The sequence below is a fragment of the Pseudoalteromonas sp. P1-13-1a genome (assembly GCF_001401875.1).
Taxonomy (GTDB): Bacteria; Pseudomonadota; Gammaproteobacteria; order Enterobacterales; family Alteromonadaceae; genus Pseudoalteromonas.
This window is the reverse complement of sequence record NZ_LKDV01000025.1, coordinates 21,627-42,286: the sequence shown is the minus strand read 5'-3', so window position 1 is coordinate 42,286 and position 20,660 is coordinate 21,627. Positions and strand designations below refer to the sequence as shown.

Genomic DNA, 20,660 nt, shown 5'->3' with positions numbered 1-20,660 from the left:
ACAATGTGTAAACTTTTAGTAATCTTCAGTATAGTGAGCTTAATTACTCACTTTAAAAGTTACTTTAACCTTATGTTTAAACAATTAATTTTATTGTGCGCGTTAAGCATGCCGCTTGTAAGTAATGCCGCTACTGCGCCATTTTCAGGCGAGATAAGTACTCAAACCCTGTTAAGCGATTACGATAAGTTTAATAAGCAGTACAACGCATTTACGCCAACCGAGCAAGATATAGCCCTAATGCAAAAGCTAGAAGGCAAGGCATTAGTTGTATTATTTGGCACTTGGTGCCACGACAGCCATCGCGAAGTGCCAAAGCTTATTAAGTTACTTGATGAATCTAAGGTAAAACTTGCAAGCGTTAAATATGTGGCCGTGGGTTACAACAAGCAAGACGACGCCGGAATAGCACAGGCGCACGACTTGCAATACACACCTACGTTTATTGTTAAACAAAATGGCAAAGAGTTAGTTCGCGTAGTTGAAAAGCCAACGGGTACGTTAGCACAAGATTTAACACAGGGTTTGTGAGTAGAGCTTAGGAATATGAGAGCTTACCGGTTAGCTGTTATGACTAGCTCATGAGTATTTTAATGTGTGAAGTCGAGGTTTAACTCCTTTGGCTGAGCAAAAATAGGAATTCAGCTATGGTTTGCATATCAATTAAAACAAATAAAAAACGAATTAATCTACAAGCTCGTTGTAGCATTTCTTAATATGTCTAAAGATCTACGTAAAAATTTGATTGCTGCGATTCTTAGTCCTTTAATTGCATTACCAGTCCTTGGTTTTTGTTATTTCTATGCGGGTATCGAAAACTATACTTCTGTTAGTTCATTAATTTCAGGAGTTGGTTTTGGTGTATCAATAGGGTTGGGAAGTTTATTTTATTTTTATCCTTTAATGTTCATTTACGGATTACCTATTAGCTTATTACTCCAAAAGTTAAATTTATTTAAATTACCGGTAGTTTTAATCTTAAGTATACTTCCTGTTTTTTTACTTAGTCTATTTGGTGAATTTAATCGTGAAACATTGGTTCTTCATTTATTAGTACTTTCAATGGGTTTAACTAGCTGGCTTATATATAATAAATTAAGGTAACACCACTACAAGCGACTCATGTTACATAACCTTTTTATTACCTGCCTTACAGCTCAGATCTAATTTCACTCACATAATCACTACCCACTAAACAGGCTTTTTTCGAACGCTTGCGCAGCGTGTGATGACGGCCTGTCCTTATAATGTAGTTGATAAAGTGGCCGAGAGAGTTGCTCGTTATTTTTTTGGCTCAGGCGTGTTAATTTACCTAACTGGACTAAATCTTCTGTGACTACGTTTGGCAATAAAGCAACGCCCATACCTTGCGCGACGGCCCTTGCTATGGCTTCGTTGCTGCCTAGTTGCATACTTTGCTCTGCTTGTATGCCGTGCTCTGCTAATAACTTTACCGACATTTCTAACGTGCCAGAACCTGGTTCGCGTAATAACCAAAACTGCTTATTTAACCATGCTTTTAAGTTTTTAGTGGGCTTAACGTTACTCGGTATAACGACACTCATTAAATCGTTTTGCCAGTGCTTACTTATTATATGTGGCTCGGTAGGTGTGCCTTCAACCAATGCTAAATCGATAGTGCACTCTAGCAACGCATGCTCAATTTGCGCGGTATTAGCCACTTGCACTTCTACTTTTATATGTGGGTATTGGGCGCAAAATTTAGCTAAATAAGGCGGTAGCCAATAACTGGCAATAGTGGTGCTGGTGCCAATAACGAGCGTACCGCGCTTGAGCCCCGTGCGCGATTTTATATCGTCAACGGCGGCTTTTTCGATAGCAAAAATACTACGTGCGTGATCGTATAGGGCTTGGCCGCCTTCGCTTAAGGTGAGTTTTTTACCTTTAGATGCACGTTCAATAAGTTGTATGTTTAGTTGATACTCAAGCTCTTTTAAAGCCTTTGATACCGCAGGCTGGCTTATAAAAAGCGCTTCGGCTGCGCCTGAAAAACTACCCAATTTAGCCACTGTATAAAACACCCGAAGTGCATGTAAGTTCATTGTATAACCTTAAATTGCATAACTCTTAATTGTATAACTTTAAGTTATCAAATCATGATTTTAATATATTGGAGTTATATTTTGAGCTTTCTTACAATTAAGTCAACACATCAACATGGTTTAAGTGAGGGAATAGTATGCTTAGCGCTATTAAAAATGGGTTTCAGCCTTTGGGTATTAATACTAAGCAGTACAGTGATACGCGCTGGTGGTTAGGTATGCTGCTGGTGGTTGTATTAGCGGGGGCATCTGTTGCATTAAGTAAGTTACAAATAATGCAAACTGCGCAATTTAGCTCCTTAACAATTGGTATTGTGCTTGGCATTATTGTGGGCAACAGTGTGTTTTCGCGCATTGCTACGCGTACCGATGTAGGTGTTGATTACGCTAAAAGTATATTACTTAAAGCAGGCGTTATTTTATTTGGGTTTAGAATTACCTTTGCGCAAGTAGCGGGCGTGGGCTGGCATGGCTTACTAACCGACGTTATTATGCTTGTTGGTACGTTTATATTAGCAGTACAGCTAGGTAAGCGGGTTTTTAAGCTTGATGAGCAAACAACCATATTAATAGGTGCAGGTAGCTCTATTTGTGGCGCCGCAGCGGTAATGGCAACAGAACCCGTTATAAAAGCACAAGCGCATAAAGTATCAGTAGCGGTGGCAACGGTGGTGGTGTTTGGCACGCTAAGTATGTTTGCCTACCCAATTATGTTTGATTATATGGGGTTGAGCGAGCACGCATACGGCGTTTTTGTTGGTTCAACCATTCACGAAGTTGCGCAAGTAGTTGCAGCAGGTACCGCGGTAAGCGCTAATGCAGCCGACACCGCCGTGATAGAAAAAATGCTACGCGTGATGATGCTTGCGCCATTTTTAGTAGGCTTATCTTTTTGGCAAACTAAAAAGCATGCAAACATACACGCACATGGCAGCGAGCATAAATCGGGAATTACGATTCCTTGGTTTGCGGTGTTATTTATAGTGGCGAGTGGCGTGCATTCGTTATCGGTTATACCTCAGGGGGCTTCAAACGCCATTGTATGGTTTGATAATATATTACTTACCATCGCGATGGTGGCTTTAGGTTTGCGCACACATGTTGGCGCTATTCGCCAAGCAGGTATAAAGCCACTGTTATTAGCAGGTTGTTTATTTTTGTTTTTAACTTTGGGTGGCTTTGCCATTAATGTAGGCATTGCTGAGCTATTTTAAATTTGGGATGAATAACCTGAATTCAGGTTAACTAGATTGGCTTAAATAGGCCAATCTACCTCGTTTAAGTGATCGAGCTGCTGTGTTTTATTACTGTGCCCGTACCATTTATTGGTATAAATACCTTCAGGGTCAAACTGCGCGGTTTGCTTTTGTATATTAAAGTGGCGGCCACCACGCGGATCAACCCCCACACCGGCTATGTACTGCCAGTTGCCCCAATTTGCTGCTACATCGTAATCAATTAATTGCTGCTCAAAATAGGCTGCGCCGTATCGCCAATCAAGACCAAGCTCGTTTACTAAACAGCTTGCTGCAATTTGCCTTGCACGGTTTGAAATATAACCCGTAGTGTTTAGCTCTTTCATAATGGCATTTACAAGCGGGTAAGGTGTTGTGCCATTACACCAAGCTGCAAAACGTGTAGGTGTAAAAGTAGTAAGCGGCTTAGTTTGTTTTTGGCCTTTAAAGCTAAACAGGCTACTACCTGCTTTAAGTGCGTGCCATTTAAAATACTCTCGCCATAGCAATTCAAATTTAATCCAGTAAGTAGACTCGTTTGCCGTGTTGCTTTGCTCATAATCCTCCACGGCTTTATATACTTGTTTTGCACTTATACAGCCAAAGGCAAGCCAAGTACTAAATTTGGTGGTGTTGTTAAAGCCATCCAGCTCGTTGCGAGTCATTTTATAAGTGCTTGGCATTGCGCCTGAAAAATACTGCTTTAAATGTGCTTGCGCACTGTTAAGCCCGCCATGCATTTCGCCTTTATTTGTTATACGTTCTATAGGTTTTTTTGCGCATAAAGTTATTGGCTTAGGGAGCAAACCGTTTGGCAAAGTTGTTGGTGTAATAGGGCTATTAGCTGCCTCTACCTTTTTACGAAACGGGGTAAAATGTTTAGGTAATTCGCTTAAATCAAAGGGGAGAACACTTTGCTCAAAGAGCGTGTCTTGCTGCGACCCTGTAAATTGTGTATTGGGGCAATGTGCTTTGAGTAAGTTTATTTGGCGTTGCTCGTACACGCCAAATTGTTCGCTGTATACAACTTCATCAATATTTTGCTCATTTATACGCGCTTTTAAAAGCGATACGGGTTCGCCCTCAAGCACATGCAGGGTTTGCCCACGCTCAATAAGTGCTTGTTGTAGTTCGTACAAGCTTTGCATTAAAAACTGCTGTTTGTGTATGCCGTAAGGTTTTTGTTGGTAGTTATTATTTTTAAACCAGTGCGGGTTAATAACAAATACAATATCAAGCGCGCATTGCTGAAACATAAGGTCACTAAAAATTGGGTTGTCGGTTAGGCGTAAATCGTTTTGTAGCCAATATAAAATGCGTTTGCTCATACTTATGCTCTTGTTTTTGTAATCATTAAGTTTACGAAGCATAAGCGGGTAGGGATTAGTTTTGAGGCGTTTAAAAGGGTTTAAAAAAGAGGCGGCAAATAATACCGCCTCCTTTGATGTTAAATAGCTGCTTTTTGCTCTGCTATCCAATCGTTTATAACGTCTTCAAGTACTGCCATAGGGAGCGAACCTTGGCCTATTACAGTGTCGTGAAAGCTGCGAATATCAAATTGTGTGCCGAGTTCTTTTTCGGCTTTTGCACGTAATCCGCGTATTTTAATTTCGCCCATTTTGTAAGAGAGCGCTTGGCCTGGCCATGATATATAACGATCTATCTGATCTTCCACGGCGCTTTGTGGTAAAGCGGTGTGGCTTGCTAGGTAATCAATTGCTTTTTGACGGCTCCAGCCAAAGGCATGAATACCGGTATCAACCACTAAACGCACAGCACGCCACATTTCGTAACCTAAACGGCCAAAATCGCTGTATGGGCTTTGATAAAAGCCAGCTTCTTTACCTAAGCGTTCTGTATACAGGGCCCAACCTTCGCCAAAAGCAGAGTGGCTAAGTGTGCGTCTAAATTCGGGTACATTTAGCTCCATAGCAATGGCATTTTGTAAGTGATGCCCTGGTATGGCTTCGTGCAGGCTGAGTGCTTCTAAATTATATAAAGGCTGAAGTTTAGGTGTTGAGGCTAAAAAGTAAGTACCTGGCGAGCGGTTGTCGGCCGGTGGCATATAAAACGCGCCACGACTTGCTGAGCCTTTAATAGTAAAGGTGTTACGCGGTAAGTGGCCAAAGTAAGTGGGCAATTTACCATACATTTTTTGCGTGATGAACGCGGTTTTTTCTAGCAAGTCTTGCGCGTCTTTTGCGTAAAATTGCTCATCGGTTGCTAAAAATTCTAAAAACTCACTATAGGTACCATCAAAGCCTACTTCATCAATAATATTTTGCATTTGCGTTTTTATACGCGCCACTTCTTTTAAGCCAAGCTCATGAATTTGCTTTGGTGTGGCGTTTGTTGTGGTGTAGTAATTAACCGTGTATTTGTAGTAATCAAGCCCGCCTTTAACGCTTGCTATGCCCGGCTGCGCTCTACAATGTGGCATATAGTCATTTTCAAAAAAGTCGTAAAAATGCTGATACGCAGGAATTACTTTATCTTTAATTACGGCTTGTGCTTTTTGTTTTAAGTTTGATTTTTGCGCTGTACTAAAGGTATTAGGTATACGAGTAAAGGGATCGTAAAGGGCGCTGTTTTCGGGGTTTTTAACTATGTGCGCGCTAATGCTTTGGCTGTAATTTTCAAAGGTTTTACAGTAATGGGTAAAGCCTGTTTTTATTCCTTCTTTCATTAAATCAATATTTTGCTGATTAAAGCGCGGGTAGTCGGCAAGGCTGATTAAAAATGCGTTGTAATCATCAGCTGTTAAAAAAGCCATATTAGCGGGCGCTTCTGCAAAGTAGGTATGCCAGCCACTTAAAAAATTAACCGGAAAATACTTATCCTGATAAAGGTAGCTTTGCTGCTCGGTTTCTCGCTCATATTTAAATAAGCGGTAGTTCATTAGCTGCTCGTTGTTGAGTGTTTTTGGGTCAATACTGGCTAAGCTTTTTAGTACGCTGTTGTTATAAGCTTGGCGCTTAGCAATGGCTTGCTCGCTCCAATCGGGTAATGTGCCATTTGGTTTCCAGCCGTCTGGGTCGGTTCGAAAAAATATTTTTTCAGCTTTGGCGTTTTGCCAATGGTTATCAATAATGGTTTTTAAATCGCTGTTACTGTCGGCAAGGCTTGGTAGCGAGGTGGTTGCTAAGCACATAGCTAAAATACGTTTTTTAAACATAGTCATCCGTTATTGGCGAGTTAGTCGCGCTTTTTTATTTTAATTTGTGTTTAATATAGTACCAAGTTAACTAAATCAATGCGCTCACTTTTACAGCCCATATTTAGTGGTTTTATTTTTGATTGAACAAATTTCACTGCATAACTGATTGGCGCACTAGTTTATTGTTTTATCAGCGTTTAGAATAATTAAAACTTATTATAAAAAATGACCGCCATGTTTAATAAAGTAATCGCCCTAATTGATGAAGCTAACAACCAAGACCCAAACACTGAGCAATTTAATGGGCAAAGCGTGCCCAAAGAAAGCCTTTATGCTACTCGTATGAGCGACATGCTTAGCCGTTTTAACCCAGGTGCTGATGAGCTAATGCAAATTGCAGTGCGTGGGCAGCATATTCAGCGCTGGAAGTCGCCGCGTAGTGACTTTGCAATGAATAAGCAGGGCTATCATCAGTGGCGCGGTGCACTTTATATATTTCATGCAAGTAGTGTTGTAGCGCTTATGCAGCAAGCTGGGTACGGTGAGGCTGAGCAAAACAGAGTGTACGATGCAGTTGCTAAAAAGAATATTAAACGTAACCCCGACAGCCAATTAGTAGAAGATGTAGCTAGCCTTGTATTTATTGAGCATTACATGCTCGGGTTTGCTAATAGCAAGCCTGATTACGATGAGCAAAAATGGATAGGGATTATTCGCCGTACTTGGCAAAAAATGTCAGACGAAGCACATGAGTTTGTATTGGCTGGACATATTACATTGCCACCACCGCTTGTTGGGCTTATTCATAAAGCACTTGAGTAAAGTAGTGTAAGTTAAGTATTAAAATAAAAGGATTTTAGAATGTTATGCCCACGCACAAATACCTCTCTTGAGCCGCTATTAATTGGCGGGATTACTGTTTACACGTCAGCACAAGGCGGCGTATTTTTTGATAACAGCCAAATTTTTAAGTTTAGCTCGCCTGAGTTAAAGCATGGCCAGGTGCTACTTAAGTACTTGGGTGAATATAGCGAGAGTGAATACGATGTATCGCAACGAATTAATTGCCCAAAGTGTATAAAAGTGGTGATGATGCGCCGGTTTTTTTCACCGCTCAAAGTGGTTGAAATAGACGAGTGCCCAGGTTGTGCAGGCATATGGCTCGATAGCGGCGAGCTTGCAAAAATACACGAAAACCATTTAACCCCCAAAGAGCGAAAGCTGTTAGCGCACGAAATGGCAACCAATCATGGGTTTATAACTATTAAGTCGCCAAAATCTAAGTATTACCCCAAAGCGCCCAAAAATACCCAAAACACCACGGTTGAGCGGCTGGTGCAATTAGCATTACTTAATCTTTAATACCAAGCCTCAAAATAGCTCACTTAATTAAGTGAATTGGTATAAAGCATAAAAAACGGCGTACTAAAAAGTACGCCGTTTTTTTTGAAATAAATTAATGCTTATGCAGTTTATTTATTACGGTTTTCTTTTGCAAAGGCACGTATTTTACGTTTTTGCGAAAGCGTTACTTTGTTTGTACGCCCTGCAAATGGGTTATCACCTTCTCTAAATTCAATTTTGATTGGTGTGCCCATAATTTTAAGTGCTTTACGGTAGTAGTTCATTAGGTAGCGTTTGTAGCTATCTGGTAAATCGTGAACTTGGTTACCGTGAATTACAATACGTGGCGGGTTATAACCACCGGCATGTGCGTACTTAAGCTTAACACGACGACCACGAACAAGTGGCGGCTGGTGATCGGCCTGTGCCATGTCCATAATACGGCGTAGCATTGCGGTGCTAATACGCTTAGTTGCTGACTCGTACGCCTCATCAACCGACTCAAATAAGTGGCCAACACCTGTACCATGAAGCGCAGATATAAAGTGTAAGCGTGCAAAGTCGATAAAGCCTAAACGGCGATCAAGCTCTGTTTTAATACGGTCTTTAACGTAATCATCAAGCCCATCCCATTTGTTCACAGCAATTACTAATGAACGCCCTGAGTTAAGCGCAAAACCTAATAAACTTAAGTCCTGATCAGAAATGCCATCGCGAGCATCAACAACTAGTAGTACAACGTTTGCATCTTCAATGGCTTGAAGTGTTTTAATTACTGAGAATTTCTCAACTACGTCGCTTACTTTTTTACGCTTACGAACACCTGCGGTATCTATTAAAATATATTCTTTGTCGTTACGGGTCATCGGAATATAAATAGAGTCGCGGGTGGTGCCTGGCATATCGTATACAATTACACGTTCTTCACCAAGTATACGGTTTGTAAGTGTAGACTTACCTACGTTAGGGCGACCAATAATAGCCAGTTTTACTGGTTTATCGGCAAACGCTTGATGGTCTGTATCGTCGCCTTCGGCTTCTTGATAAAGGTCAATTAATTCTTCGTCATCATCAGCAACGTCTTCGTCAAGCGCGGCAAGCTCAGCAATTACAGGTTGCAGCGTTTGTTCAAGCAATAGTGTTATACCACGGCCATGGGCTGCCGCGATATGATGTACTTCACCTAATGATAATTGGTAAAATTCAGCACAGTTTGAGTCGGCGTCAATGCCATCTGTTTTGTTGGCAACCACAAAGCACTTTTTCTCTTGCTTTCGCAAGTGATTTGCAATGGCTTGGTCGGCTACGGTCATGCCTACGCGGGCATCAACTAAAAACAGCACAATATCGGCTTCTTCAATGGCGAGTAATGACTGATCAGCCATTTCGGTTTCGATGCCTTCTTCGGAGCCATCAATACCACCCGTGTCTACCACGATAAATTCATAGCCATCGTAATTAGCTTGGCCATATTTTCTATCTCGTGTTAAACCTGGAAAATCGGCTACGAGTGCATCACGAGTACGTGTTAAACGGTTAAATAATGTGGATTTGCCCACATTGGGTCGCCCAACTAGAGCGATCACGGGAAGCATAAACTACCTCTTTAAAAAACAACAAAAGGCTTCGCAGTGCGAAGCCTTACAAAAAACCTTTAAGTGTTAGCTAGTTAGTTCGGTATTGTAACCGCGCTAACTTCACCATCACGGGTGTATAAAATTAGCTTGTCGTCGGCTACAACCGGCTCTACAAAAAAGCCCGAGCTGTCAAATTCTTCACGAGATACTAACTCGCCAGTGTCTTTGTTTAACCAATGAAGGTTACCTTCTTGGTCACCTAAAGCTAAATGGCTACCTGCTACTGCAGGGCCTGTTAGGTACCAACCACGCAGAGCGGGTTGGCTCCAACGTTCAATACCTGAATTTTTATCTAGTGCGTAAATTACGCCTTCGCTATCTACTAGGTAAATAGTTTGGGCATCCATCGCTATTTCGCGATAGCTGCTGTATTCACGTTTCCATACAACATTACCTGAGCGAATATCTACCGCTGCTAGGTTACCGTTATATGCAATAGCATAAGCGTAAGGACCGCTAATAATAGGTTGCGTGTCTACATCCACTAAACGCTCAAATTCTGATGCGCCTTTAGCAACGGCAATTTCTGCGCTCCATGCTGAGTAGCCGCTTTCTGAAATAAGCACACTTAGTTTGCCTGTTTCTAGGCCCAGTAACACCCCACCGTTTGCTACAGTTGGCGAGCTTTGGCCGCGTAAAGTAAGCGGTGGCACTTCTTGCTCAAAGTTCCAGCGTTCTTCGCCTGTATCTGGGTGAAGTGCTAATAATTTACCCGAGCCTAAGTTTACAAAAATTAGGCCATCGCCTGCGGCTGGTTTAGACAGCGCTTCGCCAGGTACATTTTTACGCCATACTTCTTCACCGGTTTCACGGTCAAGCGCAATAATAAAGCCGTGCTCAGAGCCTACGTAAATTTTACCATAAGCTTGTAGTATACCGCCTGATAATTTTGCAGTGCCGTTATCTGACCATGGCCAAAACGATACGTCTTCACGTATGTCGGTTTCCCATAGTGTATCGCCATTAGTAAGCGACAGCGCTTCAATTTGGCCTTCACGGCTGGCTACATAAATGGTGTCTTTGTAAACAGCAGGCGATAAGCGAGAAAAATAATGCTCTACACCACTGCCAACCGACTCTTGCCACACTACCTCTGTTTCAAACTGATTAACAATTTCAGGAAGTACTAACTCGTCTTCGTCATCACTTGATGAGCAACCCATAAGTGTTGCCATGCATAGTGCGAGCGTTGCTGTTGTTATTTTTTTCATACCTAAAACCTTATGCCGCTGGGCTAGTTACTGCTAGGTCGTCTAATTTAATTTGTAATAAAGGGTTTGTAGCTGAGCCCGCTGCTTCAGCCGCTGCTTGGTATGCAGAGCGAGCTTGGTCTTTATTACCTTGCGCAATGTAAATATCGCCTTTAAGTTCTGCTACATTGGCGCTGTATGCTTCTGGTAGTGGCGAGTTTAACGTTGTAAGTGCTTCGTCATACTTGCCTTGTGCAAGTTGAATACGTGCTAAGCGCGTAATGGCAATGGCTTTAAGCTCTTCGCTTTGAGCGTTTGTAACAATCCAGCTTAGTTTTTCACTAGCTAAGTCTAATTTTTTTGCATCAACAGCGTCTTTTGCCGCAACAAAAGCGGCTAAAGTTGCATAGCTTGTGTCTTGGTTGTTTTTAATGAATGTATCGGCCGCGCCAAGTACATCGTCACTTTGTACAAGTGTTGTATATTGGTCAGACGCTTGCTCAGCCGTTGTAATTTGGTTTTGGTTGTAGGCTTTCCAGCCGTATAATCCGCCTAAACCCACAATTACACCTAGCGCAAGTGAAATACCGTTTTCGCGAAAAAAGCGCTTAATGGCTTCTGCTTGTTGTTCTTCTGTTGAATAAATGTCCATTATTACCTCTTAAGTTAGCTTAGCTATTGATAAGCTCAGCTAATAGCGCTTTAGCTTGTTCTAATTCTAGTGTGACTTGCTCTTTACGCTCACGTAAATATTTGATGGTCACAACGCCTTTTTCTAATTCATCTTCGCCGATAATAACAGCCACTAGTGCATCGCTTTTATCAGCTCGTTTTAGTTGTTTTTTAAAGTTACCGCCGCCAGCATGCACCATAACGCGTAAACCTGGCACGTCGCTACGCAATTGAGCTGCAATGGCTGGGGCTTGAATGCTTGCTTTGTCGCCCATTGCCGCTAAATATACATCAGCATTGCGGCGAATGTCACCTACACACTCAAGTGCTTGGAGTAACAGCACTAAACGCTCTAGGCCCATTGCAAAACCTACCGCTGGGGTGGCTTTACCGCCAAGTTGCTCTACTAAGCCATCGTAGCGTCCGCCGGCACATACTGTACCTTGTGCGCCAAGGCTATCTGTTACCCATTCAAACACGGTGCGGTTATAGTAGTCTAAACCACGTACTAACTTTTCATTAACCGTGTATATGACGCCAGCTGCGTCTAAACGTTCACATAAATTTGCAAAATGTTCTTTTGATTCAGCATCTAAATGCTCAGACAATTTAGGTGCACCCACTAAGATTGCTTGCACGTCTGGGTTTTTGCTATCAAGTACACGTAATGGGTTTGAGTACATACGGCGCTTTGAGTCTTCATCAAGTACGTCGGTATGTTGTTCAAGGTAGGCTACAAGTGCATCGCGATAATCGGCGCGCGCTTCGTTAGAACCTAACGAGTTAAGCTCTAAACGGACGTGCTCGCTAATGCCAAACGCTTTCCATAATTGCGCTGTTAATAATATAACTTCTGCGTCTATATCGGCTGTGGCAATACCAAATGTTTCTAAGCCAAATTGGTGAAACTGACGGTAGCGGCCTTTTTGTGGGCGCTCGTGACGAAACATTGGGCCCATGTACCACAGGCGCTGCTCTTGGTTATAAAGCAAGCCATTTTGATTACCTGCGCGTACACATACTGCGGTGCCTTCTGGGCGAAGGGTTAGCATGTCGCCGTTACGATCGGCAAAAGTGTACATTTCTTTTTCTACTATATCGGTTACTTCACCAATAGAGCGTTTAAATAAGTCGGTTGATTCTACAATAGGAAAACGAATTTCTTGATAACCGAACGATGCTACTGTCTCGCGTAAAATGTTTTCTACTTTCTGCCAAACTTGCGTGTCGCCCGGCAGACAATCGTTCATACCGCGAACTGCCTGAATTTGTTTTGCCACTGATAAATCCTAATTACTGTTTATGTGTAATAAAAAAATGCTTACACAACAAGAATGCTAAAAATTGACCCGTCATTATATACCCAAATGACCCCATGATGCGAGCGTCGTTTGAATTAAAAGCGATTTAGGCAAGGCATTGATTGAAAGTAATAGTGGTTCTATTGTTAAAATCAATAACGCAGTATAAATCGCTTTTAAACCAACCCGTTGGGCGGTTTACAGACACTTATTCTCATCGTTGTTACTTTTTAAAAGGGATTGCCATTTTTGCAAAGTAACGCCTTGATATTAAGAGCCTGTGAAACGCTGAATTCTGTACCTTGGGGTCGTTTGGGTATCCTCTAGCTATAAAGGTAAACGCCAAACAGCATGGTTTGGCGCTTTATACGGTATTTATTCGACTATTTTAATGTCGATAGGTGTTTGCTGCTCTTTTTGAGCAATAAAGTCGCGCACGTAGCCTTCAAGCTGGTCAACAATGTTGTTGTTATCAATACGCGCTTTTTGACGCTCGCCATTAATGTATAAACCTGAGCGGCGGTTTGCACCGGCAAGGCCAATATCACTCACAAGGGCTTCGCCTGGGCCGTTAACGACACAACCAATTACTGAAACAGACATTGGCTCAACCACATCTTCAAGGCGCTCTTCAAGCTGGTTCATGGTGCTTACGACATCAAACTCTTGACGTGAGCAGCTAGGGCAGGCAATAAAGTTAATACCGCGTGAGCGTATACGCAGCGATTTTAAAATATCAAAACCGACTTTGATTTCTTGAACTGGGTCAGCAGCAAGTGATACACGCAGCGTATCACCAATACCTTCGGCAAGTAACATGCCTAAGCCTACAGCCGATTTTACCGAGCCTGAGCGCATGCCGCCGGCTTCGGTGATCCCTAAATGCAGGGGTTGATCTATTTCTTTAGCAAGTAAGCGATAAGCGCCTACAGCTAAAAATACGTCTGATGCTTTTACCGATATTTTAAATTGGTCAAAATCAAGGCGGCGTAATATATCTACATGGCGCATTGCTGATTCAAGTAATGCCTCGGGAGTTGGCTCGCCGTATTTTTCTTGTAGGTCGCGCTCTAATGAGCCGCCATTTACACCAATACGAATAGGAATATTATGCTCGCGCGCTGAGTCTACAACAGCTCTAATACGCTCTTCACTACCTATATTCCCTGGGTTTATGCGCAGGCAATCTACGCCATATTTTGCCACTTTTAACGCTATGCGGTAATCAAAGTGAATATCGGCAACAAGCGGAATGCTCACTTGCTCTTTTATACTTTTAAACGCTTCTGCGGCATCCATTGTTGGGACAGATACACGCACTATATCAGCGCCGGCATCTTGTATTGCTTGGATTTGCGCAACCGTGGCATCTATATCTAGGGTGTCGGTATTGGTCATCGACTGCACGGCAATAGGGGCTCCGTCACCAATAGGCACGTTGCCTACATTGATGCGGGTTGATTTTCTGCGTTTAATTGGAGATTCTGAAAACATAGCGACTACTCTGCTAATGGTAATTTAAATTTGGCTAAACGATTTTTAGGATAACCAGAGATATCAACTGGTTCGCCGTTTAGAGAAACACTAACTACGTCGTGCTTACCTAGCACAACCGAAAAAGGCGGGGTACCGCTTACAGTCATTTTATAGCCTGCTTTTTTTACGCCAAATGCAATGCGCTCACCCTCACCATCGTGTATTTCTACCCAGCTCTCATCGTTAAACACCATGTTAATTGTACTGGTGTTACTTTGCGTGTCGGGCTCGTTAGTGGCTGCTTGGGTGTCAGCGGCAATAGGCGCCGTGGCATTAACGGCTTCACTTAAGGGGACTTGTTCAGCACTTATAGGCATCACCGCCGGTGTGCGCTCAACAGCCTGTGTTGCTTGCATTTGTGAGGTGTTCTGACTTTCGTTATTTAGCGCGTTGTTAGTTTGCAGGTTATCTAAAATTGAATTTTCAATATTGATTGTGCTTGTTTGCTCATCGATAGGGGTGGCATTTTGCCAAAACCATAAGGCAGATGAGCCAATAACAATGGCTAAAATAATGTAGCTCACCAGCATTAGGCGGCTGTCGTGGGCTTCTTTTTCTGTGCGGCGCGAAAAGCTTTGCATGTTAGCCGGCTTTGTAGGCTCAGGCGGTGCGGGCAATCTGGCTAATATAGGGGCGCTATCGACGTGTAGTTCACGGCAATAGTTTTTAATGTAGCCTTTTACAAAGGTAATAGGGCCTAATGTTTGATACTGATCGCTTTCTAAGCGTTGTAACTGAGAAATAGAAAGCTTAAGTGGGCCAGTAAGTGACTCTAAGCTTACATTAGCCTGCTCTCTGTGCGCTTTTAATAGTTGCCCAACACTTGGCTCATCGCTTTGTTGCGTAGTTTCTTCTGTCATAATAGGTACGAATTTGGATCCACTAGTAATAGTCTATGCCCAGGTGTAAGTTCTATATCTGGGCTTAATTTATTCCATCGCATTAATTCATCAATTAATACATGCCGCTGGGTAGCTATGTCGTAAAGGGTATCGCCAGCTTTAATCTCGTAATAAATATTAGGATCGTTTAAATAAATTTTACTTCCGTTGATCACACGATCCGACTCCTTTAGACCATTCCACTGCAGGAGTTTTTGTAGTTTAACATTGTATCGCACTGAAATGCTAAATAGGTTTTCACCAAACTCAATAATATGAAAAGGCACCTTTAAAGGGGGGACTTTTGGATTAAGCATTGGTGGCACTTGTTTTACACTTGGTTGATAGTTTTTGAGTGTAATGTCTTGGTTGTCGCTGTATGAATTACCACTAAATACAGCACTGTCTTTTTTAGCCTCGTAAAATACAACTGCATTATTTAAGCCCGTATTCTGTGGGCCATTTGCAGCAGAACGTGTATTTTGTGGAGTATTAAAGTTAGCTTGTTTTGGTGCGCCAAATGAAATTATTTTTACTTCGTCATCCTCTTTAGCTGCTTGTGTAGCGGCAGTTTTTGGCGGCTCAGCTTTGGTTTTAGACGTGTGTTGCGCTTGGTGATCCGTTGTTAATGCCATAAGCACGGCTGCGGTATCTGTTTTAGACTCTGCAGGTGTAGGCTTGTTTACCTCTTGGGCAGGTTGTTCTTTGTTAGTTTCAGGCGCTTGGGCAGTATTTTTTACGGTTGGAGCCGCTGTCGCAGCAGGCACTACTGCTTTAGTTGTTGTAACTACTTTAGTTTGCGCGGCTGGCGTGAGAGTGTTAGCGTCATCACTTTGCTCAGCTACGCTTTTTTGTTTGTTTACAGCGGCGATGGTTGCCTGCGCGCTTGGCGCCTCATTTAATACTGAGCTTGAAGGCTCAACCCCTGGTGAAATTAAGCTGGTCGAATTATCGGTAGTTGGGCGTTTTTTACGAATAATTTTAATTTTTGGTTGCTCAACCCTAATTTGCTCTTCGCCGTACTGCTCTTGAAGCTCTTCAAGCTGCGCTTTACGGTATTTTTCGCGTAGAATTTCAAACTCAGTTTGTTTGGTACGATTATCGCGAATAGCATAGGCTTGCTTACTTGTCGGGTAAGTTTGCATTATAGTAGCGGCAATTTTTTCTGCTTCTTCTATTCTGCCCATACGCTGCTTAATTAAATAACCAAGCAATAAAGCCCGTGCAGACACTCGGCCGGTGTCGTCATGGCGCTTTAGTACTTCGCTGGCTTTATGCAAATCGCTTTTAGCATAAAAAAGGGCGGCTAAGCTTATTAGGGTCGATGTACGTTGCGAGCTGTGATTAAGTGCTTGTTTAAAGTAACTCTCTGCATTTTCAAAGTCGTTAAATTCAATGGCACATAATGCAAGGTTTTCGTAGCTTTCGGCAACGCGTATATAGCTTGGGATATCAATTGCTTTTAAAAACTGATCGGTCGCGCGGTCATACTCTTCAATGCTACATAAAAACACACCGTAGTTATTAAGCGTATTCGGATCGTCAGGGTTAATTGCTAATGCTTTTTGATAGGCTTTATCGGCACGCTCTTTTTCGCCTACTTGTTGGTAATAATAAGCAAGAGAGTAATGTACTTCAGGCAGATCAGGGGCAAATTCTATAGCTCGCTCAAGGTTATACTTTGCTTGCGAGTTGTTGCCTGTTTCTAAATATTGTAAAGCGAGGGCGATACGAGTGCGTGCTGCGCCTGCATTATTGATTTTGTTTTCGACGACGGGTTTGTCACTGCCGTTATAACTACTTTCACTTACACATCCGCTAAGGGCTAGTGTTGAAAGTGTTAAAGCAAGTAAAGATCGCATTACCTTGTCTCTGTTTTTCTATCCATAGCGCCTATCTTACCTAAAACCTTTAGTGTTGCATCATTTATTTAAAAATAAACAACTTAACCACCCTGTATAGGGAAAATACACAGGGTGGTGGCAGGCTTATGCTTGCTGAATATTTACACTAATGGCGTTATCGTCGCGCATTTTCTTTTTCGCCATACGTTTTGTACGGTCAACAACATCGCCAGCTAATTGCCCACAGGCGGCGTCAATATCGTCACCACGGGTACGGCGCACAATACACGTAATACCCGCTGCTTGCAGTACTTTAGAAAAACGGTCAATACGGCTGTTGCTAGAGCGTGTGTATTCGTTACCTGGGAACGGGTTAAACGGAATAAGGTTAACCTTAGAAGGTGTACCTTTAAGCGTTTTAACCAGCTCATGGGCTTGGTCGGTGCTGTCGTTAACGCCATTTAGCATAACGTATTCAATGGTTACGTCTTTATTGGCTTTAGAGCCATCGATATAACGACGACACGCAGCTAAAAATTCTTCAATAGGGTATTTTTTATTAATTGGTACAAGTACGTCACGCAGTGCGTTATCGGGTGCATGAAGTGAAATAGCAAGTGCGACGTCTATTTTTTCTTTTAGTAAATCAAGCGCAGGTACAACGCCTGAGGTACTTAATGTTACGCGGCGCTTAGATAAACCAAAGCCCCAGTCGTCCATCATTAGCTCCATTGCTGGCACGACGTTTTTAATATTAAGTAGTGGCTCGCCCATACCCATCATTACTACGTTGGTAACAGGGCGTTTTTCGCTGTTGCCATCAAGGCCTATGTCTTTAGCTACACGCCAAACTTGGCCAATAATTTCCGATACTTTAAGGTTACGGTTAAAGCCTTGTTGCGCAGTTGAGCAAAACGTACACTCAAGGGCACAGCCCACTTGTGAAGATACACATAAAGTGGCGCGGTCTTTTTCTGGGATCCATACCGCTTCAACTTCTTGGCCGCCATCGAGCACTAAAGCGTACTTAATAGTGCCGTCGCTTGCTTGCTGGCGCACTGAGATTTCTGGCGCAACAATTTCGCATTCGTTTTTAAGCTTTTCTTTAAGCTTTTTATTAACGTTGCTCATATCGTCAAAGTTATCAACGCCAAAATGATAAATCCATTTCATCACCTGGTCGCCACGAAATGGCTTTTCACCGAATGATACAAACAGCTCGCGCATTGCATCTCGGTTTAAATCTAATAAGTTAATCTTTTTTTGCTCGGTCATGAAACAACCTCAATCGGTGACGGTGGAGATAAAATTTACAAGGATAAATTGTACACAATTCACCCACTTTAATCATTAAGTAAAATATCAAAAATGTACTTAAGGATACTTTACGTAATGACTAAAAAAGGGCTCGAAAGCCCTTTTCTTACTTTGCATTACAGCGTTAGCTGTAAAGCTCGAATTAACGAGTACGTGGGCAAAGCTCTTCGTCAGCGAAGAAGTACGCGATTTCGCGAGCAGCAGATTCAACAGCATCAGAACCGTGAACAGCGTTTTCGTCGATGCTATCAGCGTAGTCTGCACGTAAAGTACCTGCTAGTGCTTCAGCTGGGTTAGTAGCACCCATGATTTCGCGGTTTTTAAGAACAGCGTTTTCGCCTTCAAGAACAGTAACCATTACTGGGCCAGATGTCATGAAAGATACTAAAGCACCGAAGAAAGGACGCTCGCTGTGCTCTGCGTAGAAACCTTCAGCTTTCTCTTTTGAAAGGTGAACCATTTTAGCTGCAACGATTTTAAGACCCGCAGTTTCGAAACGGTTGTAGATTGCGCCGATGTGGTTTTTTGCTACTGCATCAGGTTTTACGATTGAGAAAGTACGCTCTAAAGCCATCTTTATGCTCCAATAATTTTTAAATAAAAGTGTGAATATTTACGGGCGCGAATTATACGCGTTTTAATTGAAAAAACCTAATTTTATTAAAAACCAGTTTGGTTGCAGTTTTATGATCTTGATCAAAAGCACATTGTTTGGCGCATTTATAATGCCGCGCTTGTAAATTAATTAATCACATAGCCGATGAGTACTCGGTTAGCTGTATGGAGCGTTTATGCCAGCTGGTTCTTCTATCACTGCTTTTATACCTGAACTGTTATGCCCTGCGGGGAGTTTAAAAAACATGCGCTACGCCTTTGCATATGGAGCTGATGCCGTTTATGCCGGCCAGCCTCGCTACAGCTTGCGGGTACGTAATAACGAGTTTGATTTAAAGACGCTACAAATAGGCATTAATGAAGCTCATGCGCGAAATAAAAAGTTTTATGTGGTCTCTAATATTGCGCCGCATAACAGCAAAGTTAAATCGTATTTACGTGATATAGAGCCGGTGATTGCGATGGGGCCCGATGCGCTGATTATGTCAGACCCTGGCTTAATTATGTTGGTACGTGAAAAATGGCCCACTATGCCTATTCATTTATCGGTGCAAGCAAATGCCGTTAATTATGCAAGCGTGCAATTTTGGGCAAAACAAGGTATTGAGCGGGTGATTTTATCGCGCGAGCTTTCGCTTGAAGAAATAAAAGAAATTCGCACACTATGCCCAAATACTGAACTTGAGGTGTTTGTGCATGGTGCATTATGTATGGCGTATTCTGGGCGCTGTTTGCTCTCGGGGTATATTAATAAGCGCGACCCAAATCAGGGAACTTGCACTAATGCCTGCCGCTGGGATTATGATGTAAAACCAGGCACTGAAAACGAAACGGGCGATATGGTGCACAAAGTTGACCCTAACCAAGTTATACCAACGCTTGGTGAAGGTGCGCCAACCAATAATATTTACATGCTTGAAGAGCAAGGACGCCCAGGGGAGTATATGCCAGCCTTTGAAGATGAGCATGGCACCTACATTATGAATTCAAAAGACTTACGCGCCGTACAGTATGTTGAAAAGCTGACAGAAATGGGCGTACATAGTTTAAAAATAGAAGGGCGAACTAAGTCGTTTTATTACGTCGCCCGCACTGCGCAAGTTTACCGTAAAGCAATTGATGATGCGGTTGCAGGTAAGGCGTTTGATCCTAACTTATTTAAAACACTCGAAAACTTAGCGCATAGAGGCTACACCGAAGGCTTTTTAAAACGCCATGCTCATCAAGATTACCAAAATTACGAATATGGTCATTCGGTATCGACTAAGCAGCAATTTGTAGGAGAGGTGTTAGGACGCGATGAAAAGGGGTTAGTAAACATAGACGTTAAAAACAAATTTTGTGTAGGGGATTCTTTAGAGCTAATGACCCCGCAAGGTAACATCACTTTTGTACTTGATAGCATGCAAAACAAACAGGGCGAAAGGATTAGTGATGCAAAAGGGTCTGGGCATAGTGTAAAAATACCATTAGATGAGAGCATTAATGTAGAGCATGCCATTTTGATGCGTAATTTAGATGAGCAGCAAGATACGCGTAACCCTTATAAAAAAATAGCAGGTGTGTAAGGGATAGGCATGGCACTACTTATTAGTGATAAATGCATTAACTGTGATGTATGTGTAGATGAGTGCCCCAACAGCGCCATTTTTATGGGGGAAGAAATCTATCAAATAGACCCAAGTAAATGCACAGAATGTGTGGGGCATTACGATAAACCCACTTGTGTCATAGTGTGCCCTATTAAGTGTATTAAAAGCGATCCTTTAAATAAGGAGTCACTTGAGCAGCTCGCACAAAAGTATGTAAACCTTGTTGAAAGTGATAGCTGAACACATAAAAACAAGCTTATGCTTAAAAATAGAGTA

General features: G+C 42.3%; 19 protein-coding genes. 7 read left to right on the top strand and 12 right to left on the bottom strand.

Annotated elements, in window-relative coordinates; genetic code table 11:
- Positions 1-72 precede the first annotated feature (72 nt).
- A complete protein-coding gene (locus AN391_RS14740) occupies positions 73-531 on the top strand; it encodes a thioredoxin family protein (protein WP_055016124.1) in 459 nt (152 codons plus the stop codon).
- A 186-nt stretch (positions 532-717) separates the two neighbouring features.
- Positions 718-1,104, top strand: a complete 387-nt coding sequence (locus AN391_RS14735) for a hypothetical protein (RefSeq protein ID WP_055016103.1) — start codon at positions 718-720, stop codon at positions 1,102-1,104.
- 80 nt (positions 1,105-1,184) lie between these two features.
- On the opposite strand, the gene AN391_RS14730 is transcribed toward AN391_RS14735, so the two are convergent.
- Entirely contained in the window at positions 1,185-2,063 is an 879-nt protein-coding gene (locus AN391_RS14730; protein ID WP_055016102.1) for a LysR family transcriptional regulator, read from the bottom strand.
- 137 nt (positions 2,064-2,200) lie between these two features.
- Between AN391_RS14730 and AN391_RS14725 the strand changes: the two genes are divergently transcribed.
- Complete coding sequence (locus AN391_RS14725) at positions 2,201-3,277, top strand: YeiH family protein (RefSeq protein WP_055016101.1); 1,077 nt, start codon at positions 2,201-2,203, stop codon at positions 3,275-3,277.
- 41 nt (positions 3,278-3,318) lie between these two features.
- Here AN391_RS14725 and AN391_RS14720 read toward each other — a convergent pair whose 3' ends face one another.
- Positions 3,319-4,626, bottom strand: coding sequence for a DASH family cryptochrome (locus AN391_RS14720; protein ID WP_055016123.1), 1,308 nt, complete (start codon positions 4,624-4,626; stop codon positions 3,319-3,321).
- A 119-nt stretch (positions 4,627-4,745) separates the two neighbouring features.
- Positions 4,746-6,473 (bottom strand): DUF885 family protein, encoded by a 1,728-nt coding sequence (locus tag AN391_RS14715; RefSeq protein ID WP_055016100.1) that lies wholly within the window; start codon positions 6,471-6,473, stop codon positions 4,746-4,748.
- A 216-nt stretch (positions 6,474-6,689) separates the two neighbouring features.
- Here AN391_RS14715 and AN391_RS14710 point away from each other — a divergent pair, with 216 nt between their 5' ends.
- Positions 6,690-7,277 carry a DUF4202 domain-containing protein gene (locus AN391_RS14710; protein WP_082429335.1) on the top strand — a complete coding sequence of 196 codons (588 nt, stop codon included), beginning with the start codon at positions 6,690-6,692 and terminating at the stop codon, positions 7,275-7,277.
- A 39-nt stretch (positions 7,278-7,316) separates the two neighbouring features.
- A complete protein-coding gene (locus tag AN391_RS14705) occupies positions 7,317-7,817 on the top strand; it encodes a zf-TFIIB domain-containing protein (RefSeq protein WP_055016098.1) in 501 nt (166 codons plus the stop codon).
- Between the two features lie 110 nt (positions 7,818-7,927).
- Here AN391_RS14705 and der read toward each other — a convergent pair whose 3' ends face one another.
- The 9 genes from der to ndk form a co-directional block, all read right to left on the bottom strand.
- Positions 7,928-9,394, bottom strand: coding sequence for a ribosome biogenesis GTPase Der (gene der, locus AN391_RS14700; protein ID WP_055016097.1), 1,467 nt, complete (start codon positions 9,392-9,394; stop codon positions 7,928-7,930).
- 74 nt (positions 9,395-9,468) lie between these two features.
- Positions 9,469-10,647: an outer membrane protein assembly factor BamB gene (gene bamB, locus AN391_RS14695; RefSeq protein WP_055016096.1), complete on the bottom strand. Its 1,179-nt coding sequence runs from the start codon at positions 10,645-10,647 to the stop codon at positions 9,469-9,471.
- 10 nt (positions 10,648-10,657) lie between these two features.
- Positions 10,658-11,278, bottom strand: coding sequence for a tetratricopeptide repeat protein (locus AN391_RS14690; RefSeq protein WP_055016095.1), 621 nt, complete (start codon positions 11,276-11,278; stop codon positions 10,658-10,660).
- Positions 11,279-11,297: 19 nt separating this feature from the next.
- Positions 11,298-12,578, bottom strand: a complete 1,281-nt coding sequence (gene hisS / locus AN391_RS14685) for a histidine--tRNA ligase (protein WP_055016094.1) — start codon at positions 12,576-12,578, stop codon at positions 11,298-11,300.
- 396 nt (positions 12,579-12,974) lie between these two features.
- Positions 12,975-14,093 (bottom strand): flavodoxin-dependent (E)-4-hydroxy-3-methylbut-2-enyl-diphosphate synthase, encoded by a 1,119-nt coding sequence (gene ispG, locus AN391_RS14680; RefSeq protein ID WP_055016093.1) that lies wholly within the window; start codon positions 14,091-14,093, stop codon positions 12,975-12,977.
- Positions 14,094-14,098: 5 nt separating this feature from the next.
- Complete coding sequence (locus AN391_RS14675) at positions 14,099-14,995, bottom strand: RodZ domain-containing protein (RefSeq protein WP_055016092.1); 897 nt, start codon at positions 14,993-14,995, stop codon at positions 14,099-14,101.
- On the bottom strand, positions 14,992-16,878 hold the full coding sequence (gene pilW, locus AN391_RS14670) for a type IV pilus biogenesis/stability protein PilW (protein WP_055016091.1): 1,887 nt from the start codon (positions 16,876-16,878) through the stop codon (positions 14,992-14,994). Before pilW ends, AN391_RS14675 begins: the two co-directional genes overlap by 4 nt.
- 126 nt (positions 16,879-17,004) lie before the next feature.
- Complete coding sequence (locus tag AN391_RS14665; protein ID WP_004586995.1) at positions 17,005-18,135, bottom strand: bifunctional tRNA (adenosine(37)-C2)-methyltransferase TrmG/ribosomal RNA large subunit methyltransferase RlmN; 1,131 nt, start codon at positions 18,133-18,135, stop codon at positions 17,005-17,007.
- 184 nt (positions 18,136-18,319) lie between these two features.
- Positions 18,320-18,751, bottom strand: coding sequence for a nucleoside-diphosphate kinase (ndk, locus tag AN391_RS14660; RefSeq protein ID WP_004586996.1), 432 nt, complete (start codon positions 18,749-18,751; stop codon positions 18,320-18,322).
- A gap of 217 nt (positions 18,752-18,968) precedes the next feature.
- Here ndk and yegQ point away from each other — a divergent pair, with 217 nt between their 5' ends.
- Positions 18,969-20,360, top strand: a complete 1,392-nt coding sequence (gene yegQ / locus AN391_RS14655; RefSeq protein ID WP_055016090.1) for a tRNA 5-hydroxyuridine modification protein YegQ — start codon at positions 18,969-18,971, stop codon at positions 20,358-20,360.
- A 9-nt stretch (positions 20,361-20,369) separates the two neighbouring features.
- A complete protein-coding gene (locus AN391_RS14650) occupies positions 20,370-20,624 on the top strand; it encodes a YfhL family 4Fe-4S dicluster ferredoxin (protein ID WP_055016089.1) in 255 nt (84 codons plus the stop codon).
- The last annotated feature ends 36 nt before the right edge of the window (positions 20,625-20,660 follow it).